The sequence below is a fragment of the Hoeflea sp. CAU 1731 genome (assembly GCF_039888615.1).
Lineage (GTDB): Bacteria > Pseudomonadota > Alphaproteobacteria > Rhizobiales > Rhizobiaceae > Flavimaribacter.
The window spans coordinates 47850-74194 of the sequence record NZ_JBDQQS010000023.1; the positions used below are offsets into that span (position 1 = coordinate 47850).

25 protein-coding genes are annotated in these 26345 nt (G+C 61.1%); 14 read left to right on the forward strand and 11 right to left on the reverse strand.

Annotation, left to right across the window (positions count from 1 at the left end; genetic code table 11):
• Window positions 1–134 precede the first annotated feature (134 nt).
• The 5 genes from traA to AAFN47_RS25285 all read left to right on the forward strand — a co-directional run bounded on the left by traA (window position 135) and on the right by AAFN47_RS25285 (window position 8394).
• Window positions 135–3446: a Ti-type conjugative transfer relaxase TraA gene (traA, locus tag AAFN47_RS25265; RefSeq protein WP_499812039.1), complete on the forward strand. Its 3312-nt coding sequence runs from the start codon at window positions 135–137 to the stop codon at window positions 3444–3446.
• A complete protein-coding gene (gene traF / locus AAFN47_RS25270) occupies window positions 3443–3973 on the forward strand; it encodes a conjugative transfer signal peptidase TraF (protein WP_420406565.1) in 531 nt (176 codons plus the stop codon). Before traA ends, traF begins: the two co-directional genes overlap by 4 nt.
• A 1-nt stretch (window position 3974) precedes the next feature.
• Window positions 3975–5114 (forward strand): conjugal transfer protein TraB, encoded by a 1140-nt coding sequence (locus AAFN47_RS25275; RefSeq protein WP_499812040.1) that lies wholly within the window; start codon window positions 3975–3977, stop codon window positions 5112–5114.
• A gap of 446 nt (window positions 5115–5560) precedes the next feature.
• Window positions 5561–8113 carry an NAD-dependent epimerase/dehydratase family protein gene (locus AAFN47_RS25280; RefSeq protein WP_420406567.1) on the forward strand — a complete coding sequence of 851 codons (2553 nt, stop codon included), beginning with the start codon at window positions 5561–5563 and terminating at the stop codon, window positions 8111–8113.
• A 116-nt stretch (window positions 8114–8229) separates the two neighbouring features.
• Window positions 8230–8394, forward strand: coding sequence for a hypothetical protein (locus AAFN47_RS25285; RefSeq protein WP_420406568.1), 165 nt, complete (start codon window positions 8230–8232; stop codon window positions 8392–8394).
• Between the two features lie 165 nt (window positions 8395–8559).
• Here AAFN47_RS25285 and AAFN47_RS25290 read toward each other — a convergent pair whose 3' ends face one another.
• The 6 genes from AAFN47_RS25290 to AAFN47_RS25315 all read right to left on the reverse strand — a co-directional run bounded on the left by AAFN47_RS25290 (window position 8560) and on the right by AAFN47_RS25315 (window position 13555).
• Window positions 8560–9768, reverse strand: a complete 1209-nt coding sequence (locus AAFN47_RS25290; protein ID WP_420406569.1) for a ZIP family metal transporter — start codon at window positions 9766–9768, stop codon at window positions 8560–8562.
• Complete coding sequence (locus tag AAFN47_RS25295; RefSeq protein ID WP_420406570.1) at window positions 9765–10895, reverse strand: multicopper oxidase domain-containing protein; 1131 nt, start codon at window positions 10893–10895, stop codon at window positions 9765–9767. The genes AAFN47_RS25290 and AAFN47_RS25295 overlap by 4 nt, the downstream gene beginning before the upstream one ends.
• Before the next feature lie 575 nt (window positions 10896–11470).
• Window positions 11471–11818, reverse strand: coding sequence for a SpoIIAA family protein (locus AAFN47_RS25300; RefSeq protein ID WP_420406571.1), 348 nt, complete (start codon window positions 11816–11818; stop codon window positions 11471–11473).
• Window positions 11787–12755, reverse strand: coding sequence for a cation diffusion facilitator family transporter (locus tag AAFN47_RS25305; protein WP_499812041.1), 969 nt, complete (start codon window positions 12753–12755; stop codon window positions 11787–11789). Before AAFN47_RS25305 ends, AAFN47_RS25300 begins: the two co-directional genes overlap by 32 nt.
• Window positions 12756–12770: 15 nt before the next feature.
• On the reverse strand, window positions 12771–12929 hold the full coding sequence (locus AAFN47_RS25310) for a hypothetical protein (protein WP_499812042.1): 159 nt from the start codon (window positions 12927–12929) through the stop codon (window positions 12771–12773).
• 95 nt (window positions 12930–13024) lie between these two features.
• Complete coding sequence (locus AAFN47_RS25315) at window positions 13025–13555, reverse strand: ZIP family metal transporter (protein WP_420406573.1); 531 nt, start codon at window positions 13553–13555, stop codon at window positions 13025–13027.
• Between the two features lie 344 nt (window positions 13556–13899).
• Here AAFN47_RS25315 and AAFN47_RS25320 point away from each other — a divergent pair, with 344 nt between their 5' ends.
• The 9 genes from AAFN47_RS25320 to AAFN47_RS25360 all read left to right on the forward strand — a co-directional run bounded on the left by AAFN47_RS25320 (window position 13900) and on the right by AAFN47_RS25360 (window position 21669).
• Window positions 13900–14499, forward strand: a complete 600-nt coding sequence (locus AAFN47_RS25320; RefSeq protein WP_499812043.1) for a transglutaminase-like cysteine peptidase — start codon at window positions 13900–13902, stop codon at window positions 14497–14499.
• Window positions 14500–14832: 333 nt separating this feature from the next.
• Complete coding sequence (locus tag AAFN47_RS25325; protein WP_420406574.1) at window positions 14833–15327, forward strand: methyltransferase family protein; 495 nt, start codon at window positions 14833–14835, stop codon at window positions 15325–15327.
• Between the two features lie 129 nt (window positions 15328–15456).
• Window positions 15457–17820, forward strand: coding sequence for a heavy metal translocating P-type ATPase (locus tag AAFN47_RS25330; protein ID WP_420406575.1), 2364 nt, complete (start codon window positions 15457–15459; stop codon window positions 17818–17820).
• A gap of 110 nt (window positions 17821–17930) precedes the next feature.
• Complete coding sequence (locus AAFN47_RS25335) at window positions 17931–18944, forward strand: cell wall hydrolase (RefSeq protein ID WP_420406576.1); 1014 nt, start codon at window positions 17931–17933, stop codon at window positions 18942–18944.
• Window positions 18945–19475: 531 nt separating this feature from the next.
• Entirely contained in the window at window positions 19476–19844 is a 369-nt protein-coding gene (locus AAFN47_RS25340; protein ID WP_499812049.1) for a cytochrome c oxidase assembly protein, read from the forward strand.
• On the forward strand, window positions 19754–20026 hold the full coding sequence (locus AAFN47_RS25345) for a cytochrome c oxidase assembly protein (RefSeq protein WP_499812050.1): 273 nt from the start codon (window positions 19754–19756) through the stop codon (window positions 20024–20026). Before AAFN47_RS25340 ends, AAFN47_RS25345 begins: the two co-directional genes overlap by 91 nt.
• A gap of 11 nt (window positions 20027–20037) precedes the next feature.
• Window positions 20038–20703, forward strand: a complete 666-nt coding sequence (locus AAFN47_RS25350) for an SCO family protein (RefSeq protein ID WP_499812044.1) — start codon at window positions 20038–20040, stop codon at window positions 20701–20703.
• Window positions 20704–20705: 2 nt separating this feature from the next.
• Window positions 20706–21167: a copper chaperone PCu(A)C gene (locus AAFN47_RS25355; RefSeq protein WP_499812045.1), complete on the forward strand. Its 462-nt coding sequence runs from the start codon at window positions 20706–20708 to the stop codon at window positions 21165–21167.
• A 94-nt stretch (window positions 21168–21261) separates the two neighbouring features.
• A complete protein-coding gene (locus AAFN47_RS25360; protein WP_499812046.1) occupies window positions 21262–21669 on the forward strand; it encodes a copper chaperone PCu(A)C in 408 nt (135 codons plus the stop codon).
• A gap of 45 nt (window positions 21670–21714) precedes the next feature.
• Here AAFN47_RS25360 and AAFN47_RS25365 read toward each other — a convergent pair whose 3' ends face one another.
• From AAFN47_RS25365 to AAFN47_RS25385, 5 genes are all read right to left on the reverse strand, one after another.
• Complete coding sequence (locus AAFN47_RS25365; protein WP_499812047.1) at window positions 21715–22770, reverse strand: flavin-containing monooxygenase; 1056 nt, start codon at window positions 22768–22770, stop codon at window positions 21715–21717.
• A complete protein-coding gene (locus AAFN47_RS25370; RefSeq protein ID WP_420406581.1) occupies window positions 22767–23327 on the reverse strand; it encodes a L,D-transpeptidase in 561 nt (186 codons plus the stop codon). Before AAFN47_RS25370 ends, AAFN47_RS25365 begins: the two co-directional genes overlap by 4 nt.
• Before the next feature lie 32 nt (window positions 23328–23359).
• The gene (locus tag AAFN47_RS25375) at window positions 23360–24244 is read right to left on the reverse strand and encodes a foldase protein PrsA (protein WP_420406582.1); all 885 of its coding nucleotides are present in this window, start codon (window positions 24242–24244) and stop codon (window positions 23360–23362) included.
• 11 nt (window positions 24245–24255) lie between these two features.
• Entirely contained in the window at window positions 24256–24882 is a 627-nt protein-coding gene (locus tag AAFN47_RS25380) for a DsbA family protein (RefSeq protein WP_420406583.1), read from the reverse strand.
• 69 nt (window positions 24883–24951) lie between these two features.
• Window positions 24952–25665, reverse strand: coding sequence for a L,D-transpeptidase (locus AAFN47_RS25385; protein ID WP_420406584.1), 714 nt, complete (start codon window positions 25663–25665; stop codon window positions 24952–24954).
• Between the last annotated feature and the right edge of the window lie 680 nt (window positions 25666–26345).

Below are 26345 nucleotides of genomic sequence, written 5' to 3' on the forward strand. Positions count from 1 at the left end.
AGCGTTCCGAAGGAATGCGTCCAAGGGCGCAGTAATACGTCGCGAACCGCGACGTGCTGCTGGCGGCCCTTCCGGGGGGTAGGCCGCCGTTCTGCGGAACAAGTTGGACTTGTTTCTCAGGAGCTCGATGGCCCGTGGCGATCACGCATTTCACACCTCAGCTCATTTCGCGCGGAAATGGCCGCAGCGCGGTGCTGTCCGCTGCCTATCGGCATTGCGCGAAAATGAGCCACGAGGCGGAAGCTCGCACGGTCGACTATTCCAACAAGAAGAACCTGGCCCACGAAGAATTTCTCCTGCCGCCCAATGCCCCGAAATGGGCCTGCGACATGATCGCGGATCGGTCCGTGGCGGCCGCCGCGGAAGCCTTCTGGAACACGGTCGAAGCCTTCGAGAAACGCAGCGATGCCCAGCTCGCCAAGGAATTCATCATTGCGCTGCCGGTCGAGCTCAGCCGGGACCAGAACATCGCACTGGTCCGGCAATTTGTCTCCGAGCAGGTGCTTTCGCGAGGGCAAGTGGCGGACTGGGTCTTCCACGACGATCCGGGCAATCCGCATATCCACCTGATGACCACGCTGCGCCCCCTGACCGAAGACGGGTTCGGGTCCAAGAAGGTCGCCGTGCTCGGACCGGACGGGCAGCCGGTTCGGACCAAGACCGGCAAAATCCAGTACAAGCTCTGGTCCGGTGAGAAGCCTGAATTCCTCGAGCAACGGCGAAGATGGCTCGATCTTCAGAACCACCATCTGGCACTTGCCGGGTTGGAGGTACGGGTCGATGGCCGCTCTTATGCCGAGCGGGGCATCGACATTGAGCCGACCACCCATATCGGTGTTGCGGCAAAGGCGCTGCAGCGCAAGGCCGAGACCAAGGCGAGCGCCATCGATCTTGAACGTCTCGCCCTTCATGAGGCGCAACGGCAGAAGAACGCGGTGCGGATCGAGGCCCGTCCCGAGCTGGTGCTCGACATTCTCACCTCGGAAAAAAGCGTCTTCGATCAGCGCGACATCGCCAAGGTCCTGCATCGCTACATCGACGATCCCGAACGCTTCCAGCGGCTTCTCGCGCGGATCACGGAGAGCCCTGAATGCCTGAAGCTCGCCGATGAAACCATCGATTTCGCGACAGGCGCGCGTGTTCCGGCGCGGCTGACCACCCGGGCGATGATTCGGCTCGAGGCCGAAATGGTCAGCCGCGCGGACTGGCTTTCGGGAAAGAGCGGGTTTGCGGTCCGGGCGAAGGTATTGGAAGCCGTCTTTGGGCACCATGAGCGGCTGTCAGAGGAGCAGCGGACGGCCATCGAGCATGTGGCGGGTCCGGAGCGGATCGCAACGGTCGTCGGCCGGGCAGGGGCCGGCAAGACCACGATGATGAAGGCCGCCCGCGAAGCCTGGGAACTGGCCGGCTACAAAGTGGTCGGCGGCGCGCTTGCGGGCAAGGCGGCCGAGGGTCTGGAGAAGGAAGCCGGCATTCCGTCCCGCACGCTCGCCTCCTGGGAGCTCGGTTGGCAACAGGGCCGCCGGCGTCTCGATGACAAGACCGTCTTCGTTCTCGACGAGGCGGGCATGGTCTCGTCCCGGCAGATGGCGACTTTCGTTGAAGCGGCCGCCAAGACCGGCGCCAAACTGATCCTTGTCGGTGACGCTGAGCAGCTGCAGCCGATCGAGGCGGGCGCGGCATTCCGGGCGATCGTCGAGCGCACCGGCTATGCCGAGCTCGAAACCATCTATCGCCAGAATGAACCTTGGATGCGAGCGGCATCACTCGATCTGGCGCGGGGTCGGGTGAAGGAAGCGCTCGCCGCGTATCGCGCGAAAGGCAATCTAATCGCGCAGACGCTGAAAGCCGATGCCATCGGAACGCTGATTGCCGACTGGAACCGTGACTACGATCCGGAGAAGTCGACTTTGATCCTCGCGCATCTGCGCCGCGATGTCCGTCAGCTCAACACGATGGCGCGTGAAAAGCTCGTCGAGCGCGGCTTGATCGAAACCGGCCACGCCTTCAGGACCGAGGATGGAACCAGGCAGTTTGCCGCCGGCGATCAGATTGTTTTCCTCAAGAACGAAGGCTCGCTCGGCGTCAAGAATGGCATGATTGCAAAGGTCGTGGAAGCGGCGCCCGGCCGTATCATCGCGACGATTGGAGACGGGGAGGGCGCATCCCGCGTCACTGTCGACCAGCGCTTCTATCGCAACCTCGATCACGGCTATGCCACGACGATCCACAAGTCGCAGGGCGCGACCGTCGACCGCGTGAAAGTGCTCGCCTCGCTCTCGCTCGACCGGCACCTGACCTACGTTGCGATGACCCGGCATCGGGAAGACATGGCGCTCTATTACGGCAGCCGGTCCTTCCATCTCGCCGGCGGGCTCGAGAAGCTGCTCTCCCGCAAGAACGCCAAGGAGGTCACGCTCGATTATGCGGGCGGGCGCTTCTACGCCCATGCGCTTCGCTTCGCCAATAATCGCGGTCTGCACCTCGTGCGTGTCGCGCGAACGCTGATGCGCGACCGGGTTCAATGGACGATCCGGCAGAAACAGAAACTCGTCGATCTCGGCCTCCGGCTTCGGACCGCCGGCGCGCGCCTTGGGCTTGCCGATCGACCGCTTCATCAATCCCCGCAATCAGTCAGAAAGGCCGAGCCGATGGTCAAGGGCATATCCAGTTTCACCATGTCGGTGACCGATGCAGCGGACGAAAAACTGCAGACCGATCCGGCCCTGCAAACGCAGTGGGACAATTTCTCCGACCGCATTCGTCTCGTCTATGCGGATCCCGAAAGCGCCTTCAAGGCGATGCGCATGGAGGCCGTTGTCGAAGACCCGAACGTTGCGAGGCAGCGCCTCGGCGAGATCGAACGGAATGCGGCGAGCTTCGGCGCGCTCAAGGGTCGGGAAGGGTTGCTGGCGAGCCGCTCGGATCGGGAGGATCGTCGTGTGGCAGAAGTCAACGTGCCAGCACTGCGCAAGGACCTCGAACGCTATCTCGACATGAGGGAGAGGGCGACCGCCAAGTACAGGTTGGAAGAGGAAGGGCATCGCAAACGCACCTCGATCGACATCCCGTCCCTGTCGCCCGCGGCGGCGCGCGCCATGGAAAAGGTCCGCGACGCCATCGATCGCAACGATCTGCCGGCTGCGCTCGGATTTGCGCTGGCCGACCGCATGGTGAAGGCCGAACTCGACACCTTCAACAAGGCGGTCTCTGAGCGGTTCGGGGAGCGGACGTTGCTCGGCAATGCAGCCAAGACTCCGTCGGGGGCGACCTTTGACAAGGCCGCAGCAGGCATGTCGCCCGGTGACCGGGAAAAACTCAGCACCGCCTGGCCGACCATGCGTGCCGGCCAGCAACTTGCCGCGCACGAGCGCACCCAGCAGGCCCTGAAGCAGTCCGAGGCGATGCGGCAAACCCAGACCAAGAGCCAGGGGCTGAAACAGTGAGCTGGCGGCGCCGGACCGTCATCGTCGCCGCTCTCGCTTGCATCCCACTTGCGCTGTTCGGCCTGGGATATGGTGCCGGCTTTCGGATCAATCTGACACCGAGCTATCCGCTCGGTCTCTGGCGGATCGAAACACTGAACCGCGATGTGCGGGCCGGGGATCGGGTGTTCATTTGCCCGCCACTGACCGACGCGTTTCGCCAGGCACGTGAGCGCGGCTATGTGCGGCGGGGCCTCTGCCCCGGCTGGCTCAGCCCCTTGATCAAGACCGTCATGGCGCTGCCCGGGCAGTCGGTTGAGATCGGCAGGTCCGTCGCGATCGACGGTCTCGCGATGCCCCAATCGACGATTCAATCGCGTGACGGATCGGGTCGGGAGCTGACGCCCGACCCCGGCGGTGTTGTGCCGCCAGACACGCTGTTTCTTCTTTCGACATTCAGAGGTTCTTATGACTCACGATATTTTGGGCCGATCCCGGCCGCCGGCGTTCTCGGGTTGGCGAAACCGGTTTTCACCTTCGCGCCGTAGCATGGTCACCGCGGTCATGTTCATCGCCGCCACCATCGTGGGCGCAATCGGATGGAGCGGCGAAGTGCGTCTCCTCCCGGTCGCGTGTTTCTTTCCCGCGCTCTGGGCGTTCGCCCCGACGCGGCTGGCCGCAGGCCTGGTCTCGATGGCATATTTCATGGCGGCGTCGAGAGGCTTGCCTGTCGGCGTATCGATTTTCTACGCGAGCGATATCTGGGTCGGGCTCGGACTCTGGTTCGCCGCGTCACTGCTGTTCGTTGTGGTGCATACGGTCCTTTGGTCGCCGAAGCCTGGGTGGCATCGGCCGCTGCGATATCTGGTGGCGTCGGTGCTGATGAGCGTGCCGCCTTTCGGGATCGTGGGGTGGGCCAGCCCGATCACCGCGGCTGGCGTGCTCTTTCCCGGTTGGGGTTGGGTTGGGTTGGCGGCTACAGCCGCCGGCATTTCGGCCATGACCACACGCGCCTGGCCGCTCGCCGGTGTCGCAATGGGCGTGGCCTTTGCCCTTTCAGCAATCACCTGGACAGATCCTGAGCTACCAAATGGATGGGTCGGAATTGACACAAAGTTCGATTACCAGGTTGCCGGAAACCATGCCGACTATGCTCAGCATCTGGCCACGATCGCGCTTGTCAGGCGTGCAGCATTGGACGGCGCCACGACAATCATCCTTCCCGAAAGCGCGCTCGGAATCTGGACGCCGATCACCGAGCGCCTCTGGGTCCGGAACCTCGCCACACTTGATGTCGTCATTATCGGCGGGGCCGTCGTCGTCAACGAGAGCGGTTATGACAATGTGATGATCGAGGTGATGGGCGAGGGAGCCCGCATACTCTACCGGGAACGAATGCCGGTTCCGGTTTCGATGTGGCGGCCTTGGGCATCTGGGGGTGCATCGGCGCAGTTCTTCGGCAATCCAACCGGCAAATTTGCCGGGACGACGATCGCACCCTTGATCTGCTATGAGCAGCTCATCGTGTGGCCGATCCTGCAGTCCATGCTGTTTGGGCCGGATGTCATCGTGGCGACAGGCAATGGCTGGTGGACCGGTGGCACTAACGTCGTCGCGATCCAGAAGGCGACCGCCAAGGCGTGGGCGTCGCTGTTCCATGTGCCTTTGGTTACCGCCTTCAATTTGTGAAAGCGCGGGCATCTGGTCGCAAGTGCTGCTGAGTGAAGGGAGCTCCCAAACAATTCGGAGCGGTGTTTCCAACGACGGCTATATGCTGCTGTGCGTAGCCTTGGTGACGCCACGAAGCGTCGCAAATGGATTTCGTCACCGAACGCCATTGGATGCCTCTTCGCTCGATGGTGTTGCGTGAATCCCCTCTGGAGGCGTCGACTTGCCTCACCAACCCGTCGAAGAAGACTGGAACGAATACTGTGCTCAGGTGTTTGAAGAAAATGGGCCAGCCAACCGATTCTGGAGCACGACTCAATAATGATGATGGGTGAAGGCATGGGCGGCGGAATGATGATCGGAATGGGGTTGGTGTGGATACTGATCGTAGTTGCACTGATACTCGTCATTGCCGCCCTCATTAAATATCTGCGTAAATGACGCAGGACTGATTTTGGAGTTCAGTCTTGAACCAAGAGCAAAAACCGGTCGTTCTGGTCACCGGTTCGAGCGGATATCTCGGCGCGGCCATCACGGGCCGCTTGAGCGAAAATTATCTGGTCGTCGGCCTTGATCGCTACACGCCGCCCCACCCACCCCACATGGCCGAATGCGTGTGCTTCGACATCACGGACCAAGCGAGCGTAGACAAGGCGCTGCAGCGGATCCGGTACGCCTACGGAAACAGGATCGCCTCTTGCATCCATCTTGCCGCCTATTTCGACCTGACCGGCGAACAACATCCGGCTTACGAGGCAGTGACGGTCGAGGGCACGAAGCGACTTCTTCAAGGGCTGCAGAAGTTCGATCTTGAGCAGTTTGTATTCGCTTCGACTATGCTGGCGCACGCTCCAACCGAGCCTGGGCAGCCGATCTCGGAAGACGATCCCTTGGATCCGAAGCTGCCCTATCGTGCGTCGAAAATTCGGACCGAGGCGATGCTGCGGGATGAGAAGGGAGACGAGAAGCATGTCCTCCTTCGCCCGGCCGGCATTTACGACGACGAAGGGCATTCGACGTTCCTCGCGCATCAAATCGCGCGCATTTACGAGAGACGGTTCAGCGGCAAGGTCTACCCCGGCGATCTGCAGCGCGGTCAGGCATTTCTGCACTTGGATGATCTTCTCGACGCGGTGGAGCGTGTCGTTCACCGGCGCGCCGACCTGCCGGACACGTTTCCGGTTCTGCTCGGTGAGGCACAACCGATCCCGTTTGGCGAATTGCAGCGCCTGATCGGGGGGGAACTGCACGGCGAGGACTGGATCACCTGGAACGTGCCGCCGAAGCTGGCCAAACTGGGTGCCTGGACAGAGAACAAGGTATTTGGCGAAGAAGCCTTTATCCGTGCCTGGATGGTCGACATCTCAAGCGATCACTACGAGTTGGATCTGTCCAGAGCCCGCAAGGAGCTCGGCTGGAAACCGAAACATTCCTTGCGCGAGGACATGCCACGCATCCTTGCACGCCTGAAAGACGATCCCCACGCGTGGTACTGCGAAAACGGTTTGAACGCCGCCAGGGTTTCAGGGCAGAAAGTCGCGTTAGAAGCTGCGAAGGAAGCGACAGAGGAAAATCCGTCCAAGGCCGAAGCGGACGAAGCCGAGCGCGAACACGACGCCCATATGCAGCAGATGCATTTCTCGATGCTCTGGGTGCATTGGCTGGTCATGGCGCTTGGTCTCTGGCTGGCTACCGCGCCTTCGATATTCGGCACGTTCGACCAGACAGCCTTCAGCGCCGCGGTGCAGCGCGTTACTGAAGATCGCGGCCTCATGGAGGCGGCAACCCGAAGCTGGATGACGGCCTGGAACGACGTGTTCACCGGCCTGGCGATCATGTTCTTTGCGGCCCTGTCGCTGCGGCCCGGCAACGGCTGGGCGCAATGGGCCAATGCCGCGCTCGGCGTCTGGCTGTTGGCCGCCCCGCTGGTCTTCTGGACGCCGGATGCTGGAGTCTATGCCAACGATACCCTTGTCGGCGCTTTGGTGATCGCACTGACGATCCTCATTCCGATGATGCCGGGGATGTCGCGGGAAGGGATGATGGACGACGGCGATATTCCGCCCGGCTGGACCTATTGCCCCTCGACCTATGTTCAGCGCCTGCCGATCATCGCGCTCGGCGTCGTCGGCTTCATCCTGTCGCGCATCCTGTCGGCCTACCAACTTGGCCATATCGATAGTGTCTGGGAACCGTTCTTCTCGTCCCCTTCGGCGCTCAACGGGACCGAGTACATCATCACCTCGGATGTCTCCAAGGCGTGGCCAATAGCCGATGGCGGTCTGGGCGCCTTGAGCTACATGTTCGAAATTCTGATGGGCGTTATGGGCAGCCGGCTGCGTTGGCGCACCATGCCGTGGATGGTGGCACTGTTCGGCATCGTCGTGGGACCTCTCGGTGTCGTCAGCATCTATTTCATCATCATTCAGCCGATCGCCATCGGCACCTATTGCACGATCTGTCTCTTGGCCGCTTTGGCGATGCTGATTATGATTCCCTTCTCGCTGGACGAGATCGTTGCCATGGTCCAATTCATGGTCTGGAACACGCGCCGGGGTCGGCCATTCTGGCGCGCCTTCTTCCGGGGCGATGCGTTGCCGGGCTCGTCCACCGGGGGCGAGATGAGCTTTGACGCGCGGCCGCTGGCAATTTTCCGGCAGAGTGCGCGGGGCGTAACGGTGCCGTGGACGCTTGCGCTGACTGCTGCGATCGGTGCCTTCCTAATGCTTAGTCGCGCGATCCTTGGCAACACGATGCCGCTGGCAGGCAGCGATCACCTCGTGGGTGCGCTGGTCCTGACGACCGCGGTCATCGCCTGGGCCGAAGTGGCCCGGCCGCTGAGGTTTCTCAATATCCTGTTCGGTCTTTGGCTGATTGTGGCACCGCTGCTGCTCGATGGCGGGGCGGTTGCGGGCAGCCTGATCGGTGTCATCTCCGGGATCGTCCTCGTGGCGCTCAGCCTGCCCCGCGGCCGCAGGAGCGAGGAACACTACGGAAGCTGGGACCGCATCATCGCATAGTGTACCCGACAAAGCTTTGAAGCGTGACTACGCCCGAAACGTCATTCTTCCACACTCCCAGGAGCCGGCGTACATCTTTCGCAATCTCAGTTTCTGGGCACGATGAATGAAGCGAAGTGTGTTCGCATTCGTATTCGTTTATCGGCATCGCCATGGTGGCGCACCGCGCGGACGTGGCCCTTGAGTCGGCCATTGCATGGCCGGTGATGGACGGTGCCCTGATGATCGGCCTGTCCCATGCTCTGATGCACAACATTACATCGGGAGAGCTCTCGGATTGAAAGCTCTATCCCTGATGACGCCCGTGGCGGACGTCGCTCATTTCTGAACAGCAATTTTGATCGACATGGGGCAACGGTGCTTGACACTATGAGTGCGATACGGTTGCTGACATGGACAGGTGGAGCCGGCTCGCAGGTCGGGCGCATTCCTTCTTCAAGGTCCGATCAGATTTTTACCAGCATCGCCGTTGCATACATGAACACCACACCGAAGGCCAAACCCGAGACGACCGGCCAGGAAGAGAGTGCCACAACACCGCGCCCGTCAGCCTTCATCAGATAGGCTATGACTTCGACGACCACCTGCAGGATAGCACCCGCACCGATGGCCAACGCAAGTGCAGACCACTGCGGCGCATAGGCGAGGCTCCCGACCCAAAGCCCGAGCACTGCCGGGCCGCCGGCGAGCAGCGTTAGTGCCGGAAACACCCACAGGGCCGGCCGCGACTTGAGTATTGGGGCCGCGATGCCGATGCCCTCGGTGATGTTGTGGATGGTGAAGCCGAGCACCAGGAACGTGCCGAGCCCGGCCGCTCCCGAAGCGAAGGCGGCGCCGATGGCCAGTCCCTCACCGAGATTGTGGAGGCCGATACCGAGCGCAATGAACGTCGCAAGTGTCAAACCGGCCGGTGTACCGCTGCGGCGGCCGACGGCCATGAGCAGCAGGAAGCTCGCCGCGCCCGCAAGGACGACCATCACCTGGCCCTGGAAGATGGCTGCGGCTTCGCTTGCAAGCTCTAACGCCTCGCCCGCAGCGTCGATCATCAGGAAGACGAGCATGCCCACCGTCATGGCGAGAAGGAAGTTCATGCCGGCGCGCCCGACACCGCGCAGCGCCGGATAGAACATGAGCCCGATCGCAACGGGGACGATACCGACAAAGGCGCCGAGGAACGCCTGATTGACAAGGCTTCCGGTGGTGGGCACCGGCGTCGGAACGGCGACAGGAATCTCGTGCTCGAAGGTCGCGCCCGTGCTCGTGATGATCTTTATCACATGCGCTTCACCCTGAACCCAAGGATAGGGCAGTTGGATCCAGGCGGTTTCACCCCGCGCTAGTTGTCCAGACGGCTCTTGAACAAATTCCCAGTAGGCATCGTCGACCAGCGCCTGCGCGATGATCATCGGCTCCGATCCGCCAGCGCGGACGAGGATGTCGATACCTTCCTGCGACAAGACCGTTCGCTCGAATGTCAGGTTCTCTACTGGTGGCGCACCGTTGTCGAAACTTCTCAGCGGGTCAGCCGTAACGAGCCATGCAGTTGCAAGCGCCAGCGCCATGAGCGGCAGCAGAAGCCAGACGAGAGTCGCGCGGGATCGCGGCGCCTCGGTCGAAGTCGATGCTGCTTCGTCGAAGGGATGCGCGTCGTTCATGCCACAGCCTCCCGGACATCAAAAAAGCTCATCCAGCCAAGTTCGGCAAATTCCGACTGATGCGCGTGGAACATGTAGAGTCCCGGCTCATGGTCCGCAAACGAGAACTCGAGAATGCCGCGCTGGGCCTGGCACTGCATGACCGTATCGACCGTGCGAAGGCTTGGCGTCAGCGTCGTTCCGTGGTCGTAGTAGTCGAAAAAATTCGCATGAAGGTGGAGGGAATTGATCGGATCGAATTCGACGGCATTCAGGAGATAGACCCGCACCGGCTTGTCGCGCCGTATCGCAATCGGCCGTTTCATGTAGGCATGCGCGACGGTGTTGACGGCATAGACCTCATTCTCGTCGTCGAAATTGGTATCGAAGCCGTTCATTACCATCGCGAGTTCCTGCCACTCGGCATTCTCTCGCGTGCCTAGCAGGCGAGACCGGGCGACATCAGCGTGCTCCGGGTGAAGCGTGGGGTCGGGGTCGATGACGAAGAGCCCGTAGAGCCCCTTGTGGATATGGCGTTTCAGCGGTAGCGCGTGACAGTGGTAAAGATGACAGCCAAACGGCGTCGCATCGAATTCGTAGACAAACTCTTCGCCCGGTCCGATCACGCCGGCGCCGGGAATGCCGTCCATGCGCGCGGAATGAATGTTGTGACAATGGATCGAGTGAGGGTGCGAGCCGAAATTGCGGAAAACGATCTTCAACTTCTCGCCTTCGGTCGCTCTGAGCGCCGGCCCAGGTACCCGGCCGTTGTAGGTCCAGGCCGGAAATATGACGCCAGGGGCAATCTCAATCTCCTTGTCGACGGCATCGATCTCGAAGGTGCGCAAGACCCGCCCGTCGGGGAGGCGGGAGACAGTGCCGACTTCCCAGTCGGTCAGCATCTTCATAGTGTCGAAGCCGTTGCGTTCCTCATCGACCTTGCCGACGGTCATCATCGCGCCGTGGCTTGAGCCATGACCGGCTGAGCCCATTCCGGCACGCACGGTGCTGCCGGGATGTTCGGTTCGGGAGGATTGCTGAGCGGCGCCGGTGGCTGCTACGGCCGATCCCCCAGCCGCCAGAATCCCAGCGCCCAGCATGCCGCGCCTGCTCAATTTTACCCTCAACCAATCGGTGATCTCGCCCATCTGTCATTCCTGCAAATGCAAACGATTTGCAATTTAGCATCGCAGCTGTCCCGGTGCAAGGCGCGGGTCACGGCCCGGAAGAGACCCTGGTTGAATCGGGAGATCGAGATGTTATTTCGGACGGACTTGGCCTCAGAGCGAAAACGAGAACAGGAGATGCGAGCGCATGCAATGTCCCGTTGACAATGAAATACTCGTCATGCCCTAACGCAGCGGTGTTGAGATCGATTTTGCCCGAAGTGCCGCGGCGTATGGCTTGACGGTGGCGAGTTGGACAACATCATGGAGTGATCGGCGACACAGTCGGCTTCTTTACCAAGCCGGGGGCGCCCCGCTGCAGGGGCACGGCGGCAAGCCGCATCGCAAAAGGAATCGTTCCTGAGCGAGTTGTTCGACTTTTGACGATCATGCCGACGCGGTTCTCGCTGCCGCGAGCAGCCAGTCGATCCGCAGGTGCGCCGGTAACGACACACAGCCGGACAAAGGGTTGGATCAGCAGAATAAGGAGCACCCAGATTGGACGCGACCGCCCGGCTAGTGCCTACCGACAACAGAATGGCTCAGTCTCTGCGAGCCTACTCGGCAGCCGCTTCCTTCTCGCCGGGCCCGAACCAGCGCATCTCAGAACACGTAAGAAGTCCCGCCAGCGACGTTCCCCATTCCATCCATTTGCTGTCGCCGACGACGGCGATACGGCGAAAGTCGTTGCGGTGGGTCGTGTCCATCTTCATGTCCTCGCGAAGCGCGGCGAGCCCCTCGTAACCTTCGAATCCTGTGAGATCGACGACAAGGCCGGGCTTGGCTTCCGCCTGCAGCCGCTCATGCAGCAGCGCGTGCATCCGTTTCAGGTCGTCTTCGGTCAGCTTGCCTTCGCAGGCAATCCCCACGACGTCATCCTGCGCTGTCAGCGTTTCGGTGAACATGGTCGTTCTCCTTTCCCACCGCCCCGTCATGTCCGTAGAGATCGGCGTCACTGTGTGCGGAATCGACGTGCTCGAACTCCAAGCTGGAATGGGTGATGCCGAAGCCGTTCTTCAAGCGCTCCTTGATGTCGGCCTTGACAGATTCAATGCGCTTCCAGCCATTCGCTGCCAGGACCACGTGGCAGTCAAGCGCCGCCTCGTGCTCCTGCATCTGCCAGAGATGCACGTGATGAACGTCTCGGACCCCGGCGACGTTTCGCATCGATTCGATCACGGCGTCGCTGTCGATATCCGGCGGGCTCCCCAGCATCAGCGTCCGGATTGGGCCACCGATCTCGCTGAAGGCGAGATACAAGATGTAGAGCGCGATACCAATTGTGATCGCCGGGTCGACCCAGCGCATGTCGTAAAGGATTATGAGGGTGCCGCCGACAACTACGGCAACCGATGCTAGCGCGTCCGACAGGTTGTGCAGGAAGAGCGCGCGTATGTTTATACTGCCTTTCTGCATCGACCAGGTGAGCAGGGCCGTCAGCGTGTCCACCGCGAGCGCAACGCTGCCGAGAATCACAACAGTCCAGCCCTGGACCTCGGGCGGATCGATCATCCGCATGCCGCCTTCATAGATCAGGTAGACGCCGACGAGGATCAGCGTGGTATAGTTGATCAGCGCGGCAACTATCTCGATCCGGCCATAACCGAAGGTCATGCGTTTGTCGGTCGGGCGGCGCGCAATCTTGCGTGCCACAAAGGCGATGACCAGCGAGGCCATGTCGGAGAAGTTGTGCAGCGCATCGGCGATCAGCGCGAGGCTGCCAGCCAGGATGCCGCCGACGATCTGCGCGACGGTCAGAAGGCCATTCGCCCAAATGGCCACGGAGACCCGCCGGTCCCCCGATTTCGGATCTATGTGGGCGTGGCCGTGATCATGAGGCATAGATCATGTGATCCTTCAACGTGGAAATTCCTGCGGTGCCTCCCCTGGCAAGCCGTCTTTGCCGAGGAGGAAGCCGAGTCCGGCGGATACGAGCGCGAAAAGCGCAAAGCCGCAGACGAAGGCGAGCGTAGAGCTTCGCGTATCTCCCGCGGCCTCGTGCGCTTCGTCCAGCATATCCTCCACAGCGGCGACCGTCAGCAGGCCGGCGACGAAGCTCAGGGCGACGTACTTGGCGGCGTCGGGCGCGTTCCGCAGAAGGAACCAGGCAATCAGGGCTGCCCCCAGGCAATAGAGGGAAAGGAGAGCGAGACGAAAATTCTCCTGCCCCGGGACACCTTCTTCTCCCTCAAATTCGCCACCACCGAATAGCCCTCGGGAAAATCCGCCAGCACCTGCCCGGCAGCTAGGACGATGGCGAGCGACGTCGCGACCGCCGAGCCCGATCCAATCATCAACCCGTCCCCCGAAAGGTCGACTGCGACGGCGACATAGATCATCCACATTGGGCTGCCGCCGCGGCCGTCTCCCGACGTCACCCGTTCGATTAATAATGTCTCGGCTCCAACATAGGCCGCGCCTCCTGCGGCGAAGGAGACTGCGATCCACCAGCCGGCAAGATTGTCGAGCGCCTCGGGCATCAGTTCGATGGCGACGACGCCGATGACGATGCCAGAGGCCGCGTGTAGCGCGAGGTTGAGAAGACGCGGCGTCGTGCGGGCGAACTCTGCCACCATTCCCCCGGCTAAGTTGCCCAGTCCCGGAAGCAGAGCGAGACCTATAACCGGCCACAGATTGTTCACTCCCGCTCCTTTGACATGACATTTCCATATTTGTTGCAGGCATCACGTGAAACCGCCGCCGCCAAAGCTTGCCTAGTAAATCCAACGCCGAGCACAACACTCTTGTTCCCCAAGCCAAATTTTCTGTGCCGGTCGCGGAATAGCGCGAGGCGAATTGCCTTTGCGATGCGGTGAATGGATGCACATGGACCCCTTGCGACCGCCGATCAGCAGGAGATGAGGGCCAATCCATCCGCTGCGGGGGCGAGGCAGATTGCACTCCGAACTGTGGCCCATCTGCAATGGTCAGCCGCCCTTTGCGTTGTTAAGGTATTGGTAACGAATCGGGCGAAGGGGTGGAAACGATGCCGAGCAAGAGATTGCTGGGAATCCTCGCTACATTCTTGGGTATAGCCTCTTCAGGGCCGGCGTCGGCGCATCCGAGCCAAATGGTGACAGGAGGCCAGACGTCGCAGCCGATCGGACACTATGAGCTATGCAAGCGCATGCCGAAGGAGTGCTCGGTACGATCGAATGATGTCAGTCCCGTGGCGTGGAGCAATGATTTTCGGCAACGCCTCGCCGATCTATCAGGGTCGATCAACAAGGCAATCAAGCCGATGTATGACAGCGACGTCTACGGCAAGGACGAATTCTGGACCTATCCGACCGACAGGGGTGATTGCGAGGACTATGCGCTCCAAAAGCGCCGTGTCCTGATGAATGAGGGCGTTTCGCCCGCAAACCTCCTGCTCACGGTTCTCAAGAAATCCAACGGAGAGGGGCATGCCGTCCTCACCGTCAGAACGGAAGTCGGCGATTACATCCTGGACAATCTTACCGATGACATTCTCCCCTGGGACGAGACCGGCTACCTGTTCTTGAAGAGGCAGGCGACATATCACACCGGACGGTGGGTAAGCATCCGCGACGGCGATGCACCGCTGGTGGGCGCACTGCATTGATCCGCCGCTGTATCCCCGGCCGCACCCTAGTGGCGGGGATTGGCGCGAGATTGTCCGACCAATCCGCAACGCATGGGACGCCCGAAGCTGTCGCTCGTTGCCATGTACTCATTGGCAGCGACGGCAGTTCTTAGCTTTCCATTGAAAGTCAGCCGTGCCATACAGCCCTTGAATCTCTAGCCCCAATAGGGGCTACACCCTCCGTCAATGCACAAGTCTGCATTTGTGCTGGCTTCCAGCGCAGGGAACGCCCCTGCGCCATTTGCGGGGTGTCGAAATGCTCACCATTATCTTCTTCATCACCGTCACATCCGCAGCGCTTCTGGATGCGCTGTGTTCTGGTCCATCGCGAAACCGGCCCAGCGTGTGTGGCCGCCTCCCTCCAGGCAGGCGGGATGGCAGTTCTGGCTGGTGTGGGTGCTGATCGGCTTGTTGATCATCGGAACGCTTTACATCGGTATCGTCGACTACGGCAGTCTAGGACTGGCTGCATTGCACTGGCGCGTTGCCGGCGGCGTCTTGCTGGTTCTGGGCAATGGGCTGGCCTGGTGGGGTGTTGCCGCCCTCGGTGCGAGGCCGACCACCGGACTGGCCGGCGAACTCGTGACAGGCGGCCCCTACCGGTTCCCACGCAATCCCCAATACATCGGCGACATCCTCATCATCGCCGGCTTCGTGCTTGCGTCTAATTCCTTGCTCGCATTGTGGCCGGCGCTTTTGGCGATGATCCGCGCATTCATCGCGCCGTTTGCCGAGAAACCCTGGCTTGAAGCGCGGCTTGGCGACGCCTACTCCGACCATAAGCAGCGCGTTCGACGCTTCATCTGAGACCGCTTGAAAACTTCGCATTGGGTCTTGAACCTGCAGTTGCTAGAGGTCCTATCTTGGAAGGACCAATCAGAGCCGACCGCGGAACGGTGAAACGCAACCTCAGCCGACGCGGGACAGGAGACAACGATGCTGACCGAAAAAGAACACGACCACGAACGTTCTCAGGGGCACGAGTGCAGGCGTTCTCACCCGCATGTGCATTCCCACGATCACGGAAATCGCGTGTGCTGCGGGCCCGATGCGCCAGAGGGTCCAGTGGTTACCGCCGGGCGCAGCTTTCAGGTCAACGGTCTCGACTGCGCCGAGGAAGTGGCAATCCTGAACCGGGTGGTGGGGCCGGTGGTCGGCGGAGAGCAACATCTAGCCTTCGACGTGATCAACGGCCGCATGACGGTTCTGGACTCCGCTGGAACCGTCTCGGACGAGAAGATCATCAAAGCGGTTGCGGGAACCGGGATGGGCGCGCGACCTTGGAACGCCGACAATGCCGAGGCCGACCGCGCCGTGCAGCTAAGAAAACAGGCGCGGTTCACCGCGGTCAGTGGTGGCTTCTGGGCGGCAGGGTTCCTGTATCACGTTGTGGAGACCGGGCTGGGCGGTGCGCTGGGGCTGTTCGCGGGCCACGGCGAGGTGGCGATGCCGCTGGTCGAAGCAGGTCTGTTCGGCCTCGCTATCATATTCGGCGTCTGGCTGGTGGCGTCCAAGGCGTGGTCCTCGGCGCGGCGTCTGTCGCCGGACATGAACTTGCTGATGGTCATTGCCGTCGCCGGCGCCGTCGGCCTGGGCGAATATTTCGAGGCCGCGACCGTCGCCTTCTTCTTTGCACTGTCGCTCTATCTCGAAAGCTGGAGCGTGGGGCGCGCGCGCAACGCCGTCGCGGCGCTTCTCGATCTGGCGCCGGCCACGGCGCGGGTGATCCGCAGCGACGGCACTGAGGCGGACGTGCCCGCGGCCGAGGTCGTCGTGGGCGACCGATTCGTAGTGCGCGGTGGCGACCGCATCCCGCTCGACGGCGAGGTGACGGAAGGGGCGGGTGCAGTCGATCAGGCCCCGATTACCGGCGAAAGCGCTCTGGTCCCCAAGGAGGCGGGTGACGAGGTTTATGCCGGTACCATCAACGGCGAGGGCACGCTGACCGTGCGTGCTACCAAACCCGCATCGGACAGCACGCTGGCAAAGATCATCCGCATGGTCGGCGACGCGCATTCGCGCCGGGCACCGGTGGAGCAGTGGGTGTCGAAATTTGCTCGCATCTATACGCCGATAGTGATGGTAGCCGCCGTCGCCATCGCGCTGCTGCTGCCGCTCCTTCTCGGCGGCGCCTGGAACTACTGGTTCTACAACGCGCTCGTGCTGCTGGTCATCGCCTGCCCGTGCGCGCTGGTGATCTCGACGCCGGTCTCCATCGTGGCAGCGCTCACCGCCTCGGCGCGGGCCGGCGTGCTGATCAAGGGCGGCGCCTACGTCGAGGCCCCGGGAAGCACCACGGCGCTGGCACTCGACAAGACTGGCACGATCACCGAAGGCAAGCCTGAAGTGGCCGCCGTGCATCCGCTGGGCGGCACGTCGGAAGCCGACCTGGTGGCCGTTGCCGCGTCGCTCGAGGCACGGTCGTCGCATCCGCTCGCGCAAGCCATCCTCGCCCATGCAGGCAAGGACGTGACCGCCGCCGAGGATACCCGCACCGTGCCGGGCCGTGGCCTCGAAGGCCGATTCCACGGTCGCACCGTCTGGCTCGGGTCTGACCGGTTCGCCACGGAAAAGGGCTTTGGCGCTGCAATCCCCGCAGACCTGCGCAACCGCATCGAGGCGGCGGGCGCCACCATGGTCGTCGTCGGCGACGACTCCGGCGTTCTGGGCCTGCTGGAACTGCGCGACCGAATCCGGCCGGATGCACGCGGCATTGTTGCGCAACTGCACAAGCAGGGAGTGAAGAAGATCGTCATGCTTACCGGCGACAACGAGCGCACCGCCCGCGCCGTAGCCGCCGAGGTTGACCTCGACGAGGTCCGCGCCGAACTATTGCCCGAGGACAAGGTCAGCGCCATCGAGGAACTGGTAGCGACCCACGACATGGTCGCGATGATAGGTGACGGGGTAAACGACGCCCCGGCCATGGCCCGCGCGCACTACGGAATTGCCATGGGTGCTGTTGGTTCGGACGCGGCGATCGAGACGGCGGATATCGCGCTGATGACTGATGACATCGGAAAAGTGCCATGGCTAATCGGCCATTCGCGGCGCACCATGTTCATCATCCACCAAAACATCGGTGTCTCGCTGGCAACCAAGGCTGTCTTCGTCGGTCTGACCGCCTTCGGCATGGCCTCGATGTGGGGCGCGATCGCTGCGGATGTCGGCGTTTCGCTGCTCGTGGTGGCAAACGCGCTACGTCTGCTTCGACCTAGCGCGGAGACGATGTTTACGAGGAAGCGGCTGGGGGGCGCCGTCGATTCTATGGTTGTCGGCCGGATCACGCATGGTCACTAGGAGCGGCGGCGGCCAGATAGATCGCCTATCATGCGACCAAGGGACCTTTGATTTAACGACTCATTAAGGTTAACGACCCAAGGTGCTCGGGAGGGATTCGAAAGGATAGCATGCAGGGGCGCAGCCAAAAACGACGCTTCCGGTCGGGAAACCTCACGAAAGCCGTTTTGGCCCTGATCTGCCTGGTCGTTGGCACGGCGGGAACAGGATCTGCAGTAAATCCGGTAGGGCGCGCTCCCCACATCGTGCCGAACGAATTCGTCTTCGAGGACCAGTCGAACCGTGCTCGGCATGTTTCCGACGAGCCGCACGTGGTACGAGGCGACAAGCGGGACAGGGTGTCTGCTGGAGCGCGTAAACCCCAATTGGCCCAAGTTGCATTGAGCCTTCGGTTAGGATTGGGTCCCCTGGCGGTCAACGCGCAGCGCATGGCGCCGTTTGGCGCGATCGACGCGGAACAATCGACGAAGCGAATGCTTTCTCACAACGCCGAAATGGATCGGCTTGCAGGCGTCCCGGCAAAGCTGGTCGATCTGGTGACCAATGACGGCGCGGATATCTTAGCGACGGCGTACGCGCCAACTGATCCCTTCCACGACCCTTCATCCCCCTTTGATGCGCTACTCGGAACCAAGCGGAATGGACGGTTCGTGCCTCCTGTTGTTGAGGGAGACCACGTATGGATGAAGGACCCTTTGCCGCCGAAGGTCTTCTCTTCCGATGAACAGAAGTGCCTGTCGACCGCCATTTATTTCGAGGCCCGGGGAGAAAGTCTGAAAGGGCAGGCGGCGGTAGCACAAGTGATCCTGAACAGGGTGCGCAATCCCGCATACCCTAATGAAGTGTGTAAGGTCGTTTATCAGAACGCCAGTTGGCTTAACCGATGCCAGTTTTCGTTCGCTTGTGACGGCGTTCCCGAGCGCATCGTCAACCGTCGTGCCTATCGAACCGCCCGCGAAGTGGCTATGGCCGTGACCGGGGGAAAGATCTTCCTGCGGGACGTTGGCTCATCGACGCACTACAATGCGACCTACGTCAGTCCCGAATGGGCTGATGGGATGGAAGAGATGACGCAAATCGGTAGCCACATCTTTTACCGAACATACAACGGCGGTTGGAGCTGAGTACGGCCCCAACTATCCTTAGCGGTCCAGGCTCATGGAGATCGGGTCGAGGATCGTTTCCCGCAAGTCTGGGCGATCGCCTGCTCAACTGTTCCGTAGTTCTCCAAATCGTCCACTCAACTTTTCAATTCCGAATTCGGCAGAGCAACCGGAACTGAGCGGATCTTTCTCGGGAACCATAGCACCGCGGGAGCGCCGGCTGAACTCGCCACCCGACGCGACGTATTCGCTAAAGGTCTGGCGGGCTGAAAAAGGTCGCACCGCGGATACTTGAACCTAAAGGCACTAGAGGTTGTACGATCCTCTTCGGGTTCCGAGGCGTCAACGAAGGGACTCGCAACTCTGCTGCGTCAAAGCGGCGCGCGTGGTGGTGTCGCGTTGAACGAAATGCTGGAGCGCGAAACGATTGCAAGAGAATGATTATTGAGTTGGACCGATGACACTTTACGCGGCAAGAACATACGCGTGCTCACCCTCAGTGTAACGCTATTGGGGGCCATGACCGGCTTGGTGGCCTACTCGCCCTACCAGATGTTCTGCGACCTGACCGGCTACGGCGGAACGGTACAGCGCGCTGTTGCGAAGCAACCGTCCGTCACAACCACAGACGAAACTGTCAAAGTTCATTTCGACGCCAATGTTGCGCCAGGCCTGCCTTGGGAGTTTCGCCCCGAGCAACGAAGCGTCGAAACCCGCTTCGGGGAGCCGACAAGGGTTTACTACTACGCTGAGAACAAGTCCGACGAAACGATCGTCGCGGCGCGACGTTCAATGTCACCCCGTACCCAACGGCGCCATACTTCTTCAAGATTGAGTGCTTCTGCTTCACGGAAGAAAAACTCGGGCCCGGCGAGAGCGCGAGAATGCCGCTCGTCCTCTACCTCGACGGGCAGATGCTGAAGGACAAGAACGCGAAAATGTTCCGCGAGGTCACGCTTTCCTACACCTTCTTCAGGCAAAAGGATTTATCGAGCGAGGAAATCGACGCTGCTCGCGATCTGAAGGCTGGCTCCGAAGCAACCGACGCAAGGCTGGATGGTGCCCGCTCGGTGGAATTCGAGAATGACGCGCCGAGACGATGAGGAGCAGGGGTTTGAGAGTCGTCTGGGGTTGTCTCGCAGCCGTCGCTTTGACGCTGGCGGTTGCCCTCGGTGCTGCATACGTAATGCGCGGCTCTTCGCCGGGCTTGATGGTCGACCAGCCGAAACAGGAAATCTTTGCCGAGCCGGGTTCAGTCCCCATCGGCGGACAATTTTCACTCGAGGATCATACGGGCGAACCCGTCACCAACGACGACTTCGCCGGAAAGCTGCGCCTCATCTTTTTCGGCTTCACGAACTGTCCCGACATATGTCCGACTACGTTGGCCGAAATCGCGCGAACTATCGAACTGTTGAAGGACGATGCCGATGCCGTGGCATATCTTTTCGTAACCCTCGATCCGGAGCGCGACACGCCAGATGTCATGGCTGAGTATGTGAAGGCATTCGACAGGGGCATCACCGGTCTGACCGGGACGGTTGATCAGGTCGACGCAATGGCGGACACATACCGGGTGGCGTTTGAGAAGATCGGAATGGACGGCGAAGCCTTTCAGGGCAGCGGCGACTACCTAGTAAGCCATCAAGGCAACACATATCTGATGTCGAAATCCGGTGAGTATCTTACACATTTCAGCTACGGCACTGCTCTGGAGGAGATGGCCGGGACGATCCGCGAGGCTATAGCCAGATTCGGCGATGCGGATGGGGAGACATGACCGTGCGCGTGCATCCTATCGGTTTGCTGAGCTTGTTTGTGCTTGCGCTCGCGATTCCGGCGCGGGGACAGGATAAAGCCGCCATCTCGGTCCAGCAGCCGTGGGCGCGCGCCTCCATCTTGGCCTCGCGACCTGCAGCGGCCTATTTGACCATCCTGAACAAAGATGACCGCGCCGCCACTCTCGTTGCGCTGGAGACTCCCGTCGCAGGCCGCGCGGAGGTTCACCGCACGGTCAAGCAAGGCGATGTCATGAAGATAGTGCCGGCGGGACCGATCGAGGTGCCTGCCGGCGGGAGCGTTGGCATGGAGCCGGGCGGGTATCATGTCATGCTCATGGATCTGGAGCGGCCGATTGAGAAGGGAGAGATATTCACGCCTACGCTGCGTTTTGCGAATACATCTCCAATCGCGGTTTCCGTACCGGTTTTAGGACCAGGCGCCAGAGGACCGGAGGACGATTAGGTGGCGGTGATGGAATTTTGGCACACGGTGGCCCGCAGTGGCGGAGCGTGGTTCAAAAAGGCGGGTCCCGGCGCTAGCGGCGGGTCTCGTCTTTGTGCTCCAGCAGACGCCCTCCGAAACTCTGGCGCACAGCTACAAGCTCGACGATATCGCGGTCGGTCACGTCTGGGCATCTCCACCCGAGGAGGGTGCCGGGGGTATCGCGGTGTACGGCCCGATCCTCAATCGTGGCGACAAGAGCGCGCGGCTCGTCGGAGCCTCGAGCCCGGTGGCTGAGGAGGTTCGCTTTCGCATTTCCAAGGACGGCGACGTGGGCTGGCTTGAATACATCGAGTTGCGCCCAAATAAGCCGGTTTCACTTGCCGCTTGGCGAGAACACATCTGGTTGTCCGGAATCCGCGACTCCATCGAGCGAGGCGACAGCTTCGAATTGATCCTGGACTTCGGGGATGCAGGTAAGCTGCCGGTCAAAATCGTGGTTGAAGACGAGGGTGGACATTAGCGCGAACTGTTCACGCGTAACTGCGGTCGACGGGAAATCCGGCGACTAATTGCCTTCGGAAATCAGCTTCACGATGGCGTTAGCGTCGGGGGCGGCGCCCATAATGAGAGCCGAAGCGCGATTGCGCTGCCATGGTCTGCCCACGAAGAACAAGTTCGGGACTGGCGACACGCCGTTCGTGTGGGCGAAGGAGCCGTCCGGGTTCTTTGCGATCGGAATCTGCACCCAATCGCTATCATCGCGGTAGCCAACGGCCCAGATGACGGAGCCAATTTCAGCCTCGCCGCCGTCAGCAAATTTCGCGATCGTTCCCGCAGCTTCAGTGAGACGGGGTTTCAGTCGAACGCCCTTGCGTGCGAGGCTGTCGAGGTTGCGCTCGCGATCGGGAAACGGATCGGTCCGCCGCATCAGCCGCCCGACAGCCGAGTCTGCAGGCGCACGCATGAGCCCAGACCAATGGAGCCACCACCAGATGCTCTTTCCCAGCAGGCGTTCTGGGAACAGCTTGCGCGGCCTCCCCGCCGCAAGCAAGGTCGGGCGACTGGGGACAAGCTCGGCGGCAATGTCACGCCCGCTTGCGCCGTCACCAACGATCAGTACCACCTCGTCGGGCACCGAGGCCGGATCGCGATAGGTCTCGGCAGTCAACTGCGTCACCGCACTCCCGAAGCCTGCGGCTATTTTCGGGACGAGAGGAACCTGAAATCCGCCCGTCGCGACAACGACATGCGTGGCTGCCAGGACCTCGCCACTCTCCAAAGTGGCCTCGAATTCCCCGCTAAGCGATCGCTGCAGCTTGGCAACGCGTGAATTCAGCCGCAACGGCAGATTGAACAGACGCGCATACGCTTCAAGGTAGTCGGCGAACTCGTCGCGAGTCGGATAAAGTTCGCGGTTGCCCGGCATGATCGCTCCCGGCAACGCGCTGAACCGGCGCGGCGTGAACAGCGTCAGCGACGTATATCTCCTTCGCCAGCTGTCTCCGATGCGGTCGTTGCCGTCGACGATAACGAACGGAATGCCCGCCTGGCGTAGGTGGTAACCCGTTGCCAGCCCGGCCTGACCGGCACCGACGACCAGCACGAAAGGAGGCTTTGTCAATCGACAACGACCTTTGCTCCAACAGGGACGCGCTCGAACAGGTCTTCGACATGTTCGTTCAGCATTCGGAAGCACCCGTTGGACACGGCTTTGCCGATCGACGATGGTTCGGTGGTGCCGTGGATGCGGTACAAAGTGTCCTGGCCGTCGCGATAGAGGTATAGCGCGCGTGAACCGAGCGGATTGTTCGGACCGCCCGGGACACCATCCGCATATCGCGCATATTTTCCGGGATTGCGTCTGATCATATCGTCGGTCGGACGCCAGCTGGGCCACTTCGCCTTGCGGCCGATTTCCGCAGTGCCGGAAAAGGCGAGACCTGCCCGGCCGACCCCTATCCCGTAGCGTCGAGCGATATTCTTCGACTCGATCAGATAGAGGAAGCGGTTCGCCGTATCGACCACGATCGTACCGACAGGATAATCCCGTGTAAAGTCGACCTTTTGCGGCAGGAATTGTGGGTCAAGCGCAGGGCCTGTTTCCGGTTGAGCCGCCGCGCCTTGCACAACGGCGAGCAGCGCGAAAGAGGTGAGCAGGAATTGCCTTCGATTGAGCATGATGTCCCCCCTGAATTGCTAGTGAAATGCGGTTAGTGGTCGTGACCGTCGTCCTCAGCTGGCGGCGTCACGTCCGGCACCAGTTTTTCGACTTGGGCTTTTGCCCGAAGCTCCCCGATGATGCGCTGCTGCTCCGCCGCCTGTAGCGATTGACGCATCTGAGGTGCAACGGTCTCGAACTCCGGCGCTGGCTGCTGCCGCCTCTCCTCAACCTTCAGCACATGGAAGCCAAAGGAACTGCGGACCGGCTTAGCAGTGTATTCGCCGTCCTGTAGGTTCGCGACAGCCGCGTCGATCTCTGGAAGCGACTGGCCGGTGGCGACGAAACCCAGATCGCCCCCTTTCGGCTTCGAGACCACGTCCTTGGAATGTTCGCGCGCGAGAGCGGCGAAGTCCTCCCCGCCATTCAGTGCCTCGATGACCGCCGTCGCAGCCTCTTTGGCATCCAGGAGGATGTGCCGAATCCGCGTTTCCTCGACGCGGGGCATACGCGCGATCTGCGCCTCGTAGGCGGTCCTCACAGCCTCTTCCGTTACAGACGCAGTGATCTGTTCGCCGATGAAAGCGGAACGCAGCGTCTGCTCTTCGAGGAAGGCCATTTTCCGCTTGAAGGACTCTTCGCCGGCAATTCCCCGTTCTCGCGCTTCGTTTGCGACGATGCGCAGGTCTATCAGTGCATCGATGAGAACCGACCGCCTTGCATCATCGGGCATGGAGCCCAGTTGCTGCGCGTACATCTCTTCGGCAACCGCCAGCTCCGACGCTGTGATGTCCTGGCCGTCGACACGCGCCACAATCTCCTCCTGCTGAGCAAGGACGGAGGGACTGGCCGTCATGGCCGCAGCGAATACGATTGTTGCAGCAATCATGCCGCGCCATGCGGAGCCGAATCCGGAAATGGTAATCGTCTCGTGCATTTGTCCGCTCCTTATTCGGCAACCAAGAGAGGGTCGATGATTTCACTGAATCGCTCGAGGCTGAGCACGCCCTTGTACATTTCGCCGTTGACGAAGAAGGTCGGTGTTGAGTCGACACCGTATGACTTGCCCGTGTCAGCGATGGCCGTGATCTTGTCCAGCAGGTCTTGATCCTGGAGACAGGCTTCAACCTGCTCACCCTCCATCCCCGTCATACTCATGACCGACTTCAGAGCCGAGGTCGCGTCGGAAACCCGTGCCCAGCGGTCCTGCGAACGATAGAGCAGGTCGAGCGTCGGGTACCAATTGTCCTCGCCGGCGCACCGTGCCAACATGAAACCGGCCGAGGCGCGCGGGTCGAACGGGAACTCGCGTATGATGAATCGGACCTTGCCCGTGTCAACGTACTTGGCCTTGAAATCGGGCCAGACGGTTATATGAAAGTTGCGGCAATGACCGCAGGTCAGGGACGCGTATTCAATGACGGTCACGGGAGAGTCCACATCTCCAAAACTCCTCTCTGGAAGCGGACCGGGCACAAGCAACTGCTGCTGCGTGGGTTGAGCGAATAGCGGAAGCGGACATATGCCGGCGACGGCAAATATGGACGCACCTGCAAGAAAATAACGGCGTTTCATGACATCTCCGATAACTGCGAGCCCGATTTGTAAAACCTCTAGCGGCTAGAGGGGCAAGCGCGTTTCTCTCTAGACAATGGGACGGGCGCCATGGCGAACGATGATGGGCGAGGGGGTGGGCACGCGCTTGTACAAATCTATGATGTCCTGGTTCATGAGGCGCACACAGCCACTCGAAACCGCCTTTCCGATCGTCCAGTATTCGGGCGTGCCGTGGAGGCGGTAGAGCGTGTCTTCACCATCCTGGAAGATATAGAGGGCGCGTGCACCGAGCGGGTTGTTGAGGCCCGGCGCCATTCCGCCGTTCTCCGCGCTGTATTTCTCCAGTTCCGGTTGCCGCGCTATCATCTCGGCCGGGGGCGTCCACGTCGGCCATTCCCGCTTCCATTGGATCACGCCGCCTCCCGACCATTCGAATCCGGCACGTCCCAAACCGACCCCGTAGCGCATGGCCTTGCCTCGGGGCTGGACCAGGTAGAGATAAAAGCGTCGCGTATCGACAACGATGGTGCCTGGCCGTTCGCCGGTGGGGTCGTCGACGAGTTGGCGGTAATAGCGCCTGTTGACCTTCGAAATATCGACCGCAGGTATAGGAAACCTCTCGTTCGGCATCGCCGCATACATTGAAACATAGGACTGGTCCGGCTGCGGCTCCGGTTCGGCCGTTTTCTCGCCATTCGTTGTCGAACAACCTGAAACGACGAGTGCACCTGCGGTACTTGTTATGCCGGCGAGGAAGGCGCGGCGCTTCGGGTCGAAGTGGATGTCTTTGCTGCTTTTCACGATTTTCTGCCCACCATGCGCAGCGGTTTTGCCGCAAGCGCGAACTGTTATCCCGGATGATGACCAGCCTGCGGCGCTCTGGAGGGCCGCGAGACGGGACGTTCATGTGATTTGGGCAAGAAAATCTCGCCCGCCGCTATCGCGTCTATTGCGGCGGCGGGAGGGAAACCTCGACGGGAACGGGCTCGGTAGAAGGGAATACGGCATGCGCACGCAGGCTGCTCACTGTGCGTGATGGGGTCAGAAGAGCTTGTGCCAACCACACACAATGATCTGGACATGCCGAAAGCCGCGGCAGATCTTCATCCGGCGCAACATTCGGTTGCTGCTGCCAATTTCCGACGGTGCCCGCGGCATCGTAATTTCCGGAGACCAACGCCGAATTCCGGCTCGTCTCGCCCGTTTCGATAGTTGACCCAGCGGCCATGACAGGTGCGAGAGCCACGTGCACAAGCACGAACAGAACGAAAAGGATAGTGGACAGCACCCGGAGCATGTCTCCAATTAGAGCAACGGGATGGTTAAGCAAAGGCAAATCAACGTGAGATTGGGTAACCGAGCGGGAAATATGGGTTGAACCTCCAGTAGGATGAGCTTTTACACAAACCTGAATAACGGACAGGAGACCGCTCCTTGGCTGGGACGCAACGCCTCATTGTTGTCGACATCGTTCGGGGCCT

Excerpts from the sequence above, each read along its gene's own strand:
- AAFN47_RS25340 (WP_499812049.1), top strand. The coding sequence starts at position 19,476 with ATGTTCTGCGACCTGACCGGCTACGGCGGAACGGTACAGCGCGCTGTT.
- AAFN47_RS25290 (WP_420406569.1), bottom strand. The coding sequence starts at position 9,768 with ATGAACGACGCGCATCCCTTCGACGAAGCAGCATCGACTTCGACCGAG.
- AAFN47_RS25370 (WP_420406581.1), bottom strand. The coding sequence starts at position 23,327 with ATGCTCAATCGAAGGCAATTCCTGCTCACCTCTTTCGCGCTGCTCGCC.
- AAFN47_RS25330 (WP_420406575.1), top strand. The coding sequence starts at position 15,457 with ATGCTGACCGAAAAAGAACACGACCACGAACGTTCTCAGGGGCACGAG.
- AAFN47_RS25375 (WP_420406582.1), bottom strand. The coding sequence starts at position 24,244 with ATGCACGAGACGATTACCATTTCCGGATTCGGCTCCGCATGGCGCGGC.
- AAFN47_RS25335 (WP_420406576.1), top strand. The coding sequence starts at position 17,931 with ATGCAGGGGCGCAGCCAAAAACGACGCTTCCGGTCGGGAAACCTCACG.
- AAFN47_RS25310 (WP_499812042.1), bottom strand. The coding sequence starts at position 12,929 with ATGCTGGACGAAGCGCACGAGGCCGCGGGAGATACGCGAAGCTCTACG.
- AAFN47_RS25380 (WP_420406583.1), bottom strand. The coding sequence starts at position 24,882 with ATGAAACGCCGTTATTTTCTTGCAGGTGCGTCCATATTTGCCGTCGCC.
- AAFN47_RS25320 (WP_499812043.1), top strand. The coding sequence starts at position 13,900 with ATGCCGAGCAAGAGATTGCTGGGAATCCTCGCTACATTCTTGGGTATA.
- AAFN47_RS25295 (WP_420406570.1), bottom strand. The coding sequence starts at position 10,895 with ATGGGCGAGATCACCGATTGGTTGAGGGTAAAATTGAGCAGGCGCGGC.
- AAFN47_RS25305 (WP_499812041.1), bottom strand. The coding sequence starts at position 12,755 with ATGCCTCATGATCACGGCCACGCCCACATAGATCCGAAATCGGGGGAC.
- AAFN47_RS25275 (WP_499812040.1), top strand. The coding sequence starts at position 3,975 with ATGGTCACCGCGGTCATGTTCATCGCCGCCACCATCGTGGGCGCAATC.
- AAFN47_RS25300 (WP_420406571.1), bottom strand. The coding sequence starts at position 11,818 with ATGTTCACCGAAACGCTGACAGCGCAGGATGACGTCGTGGGGATTGCC.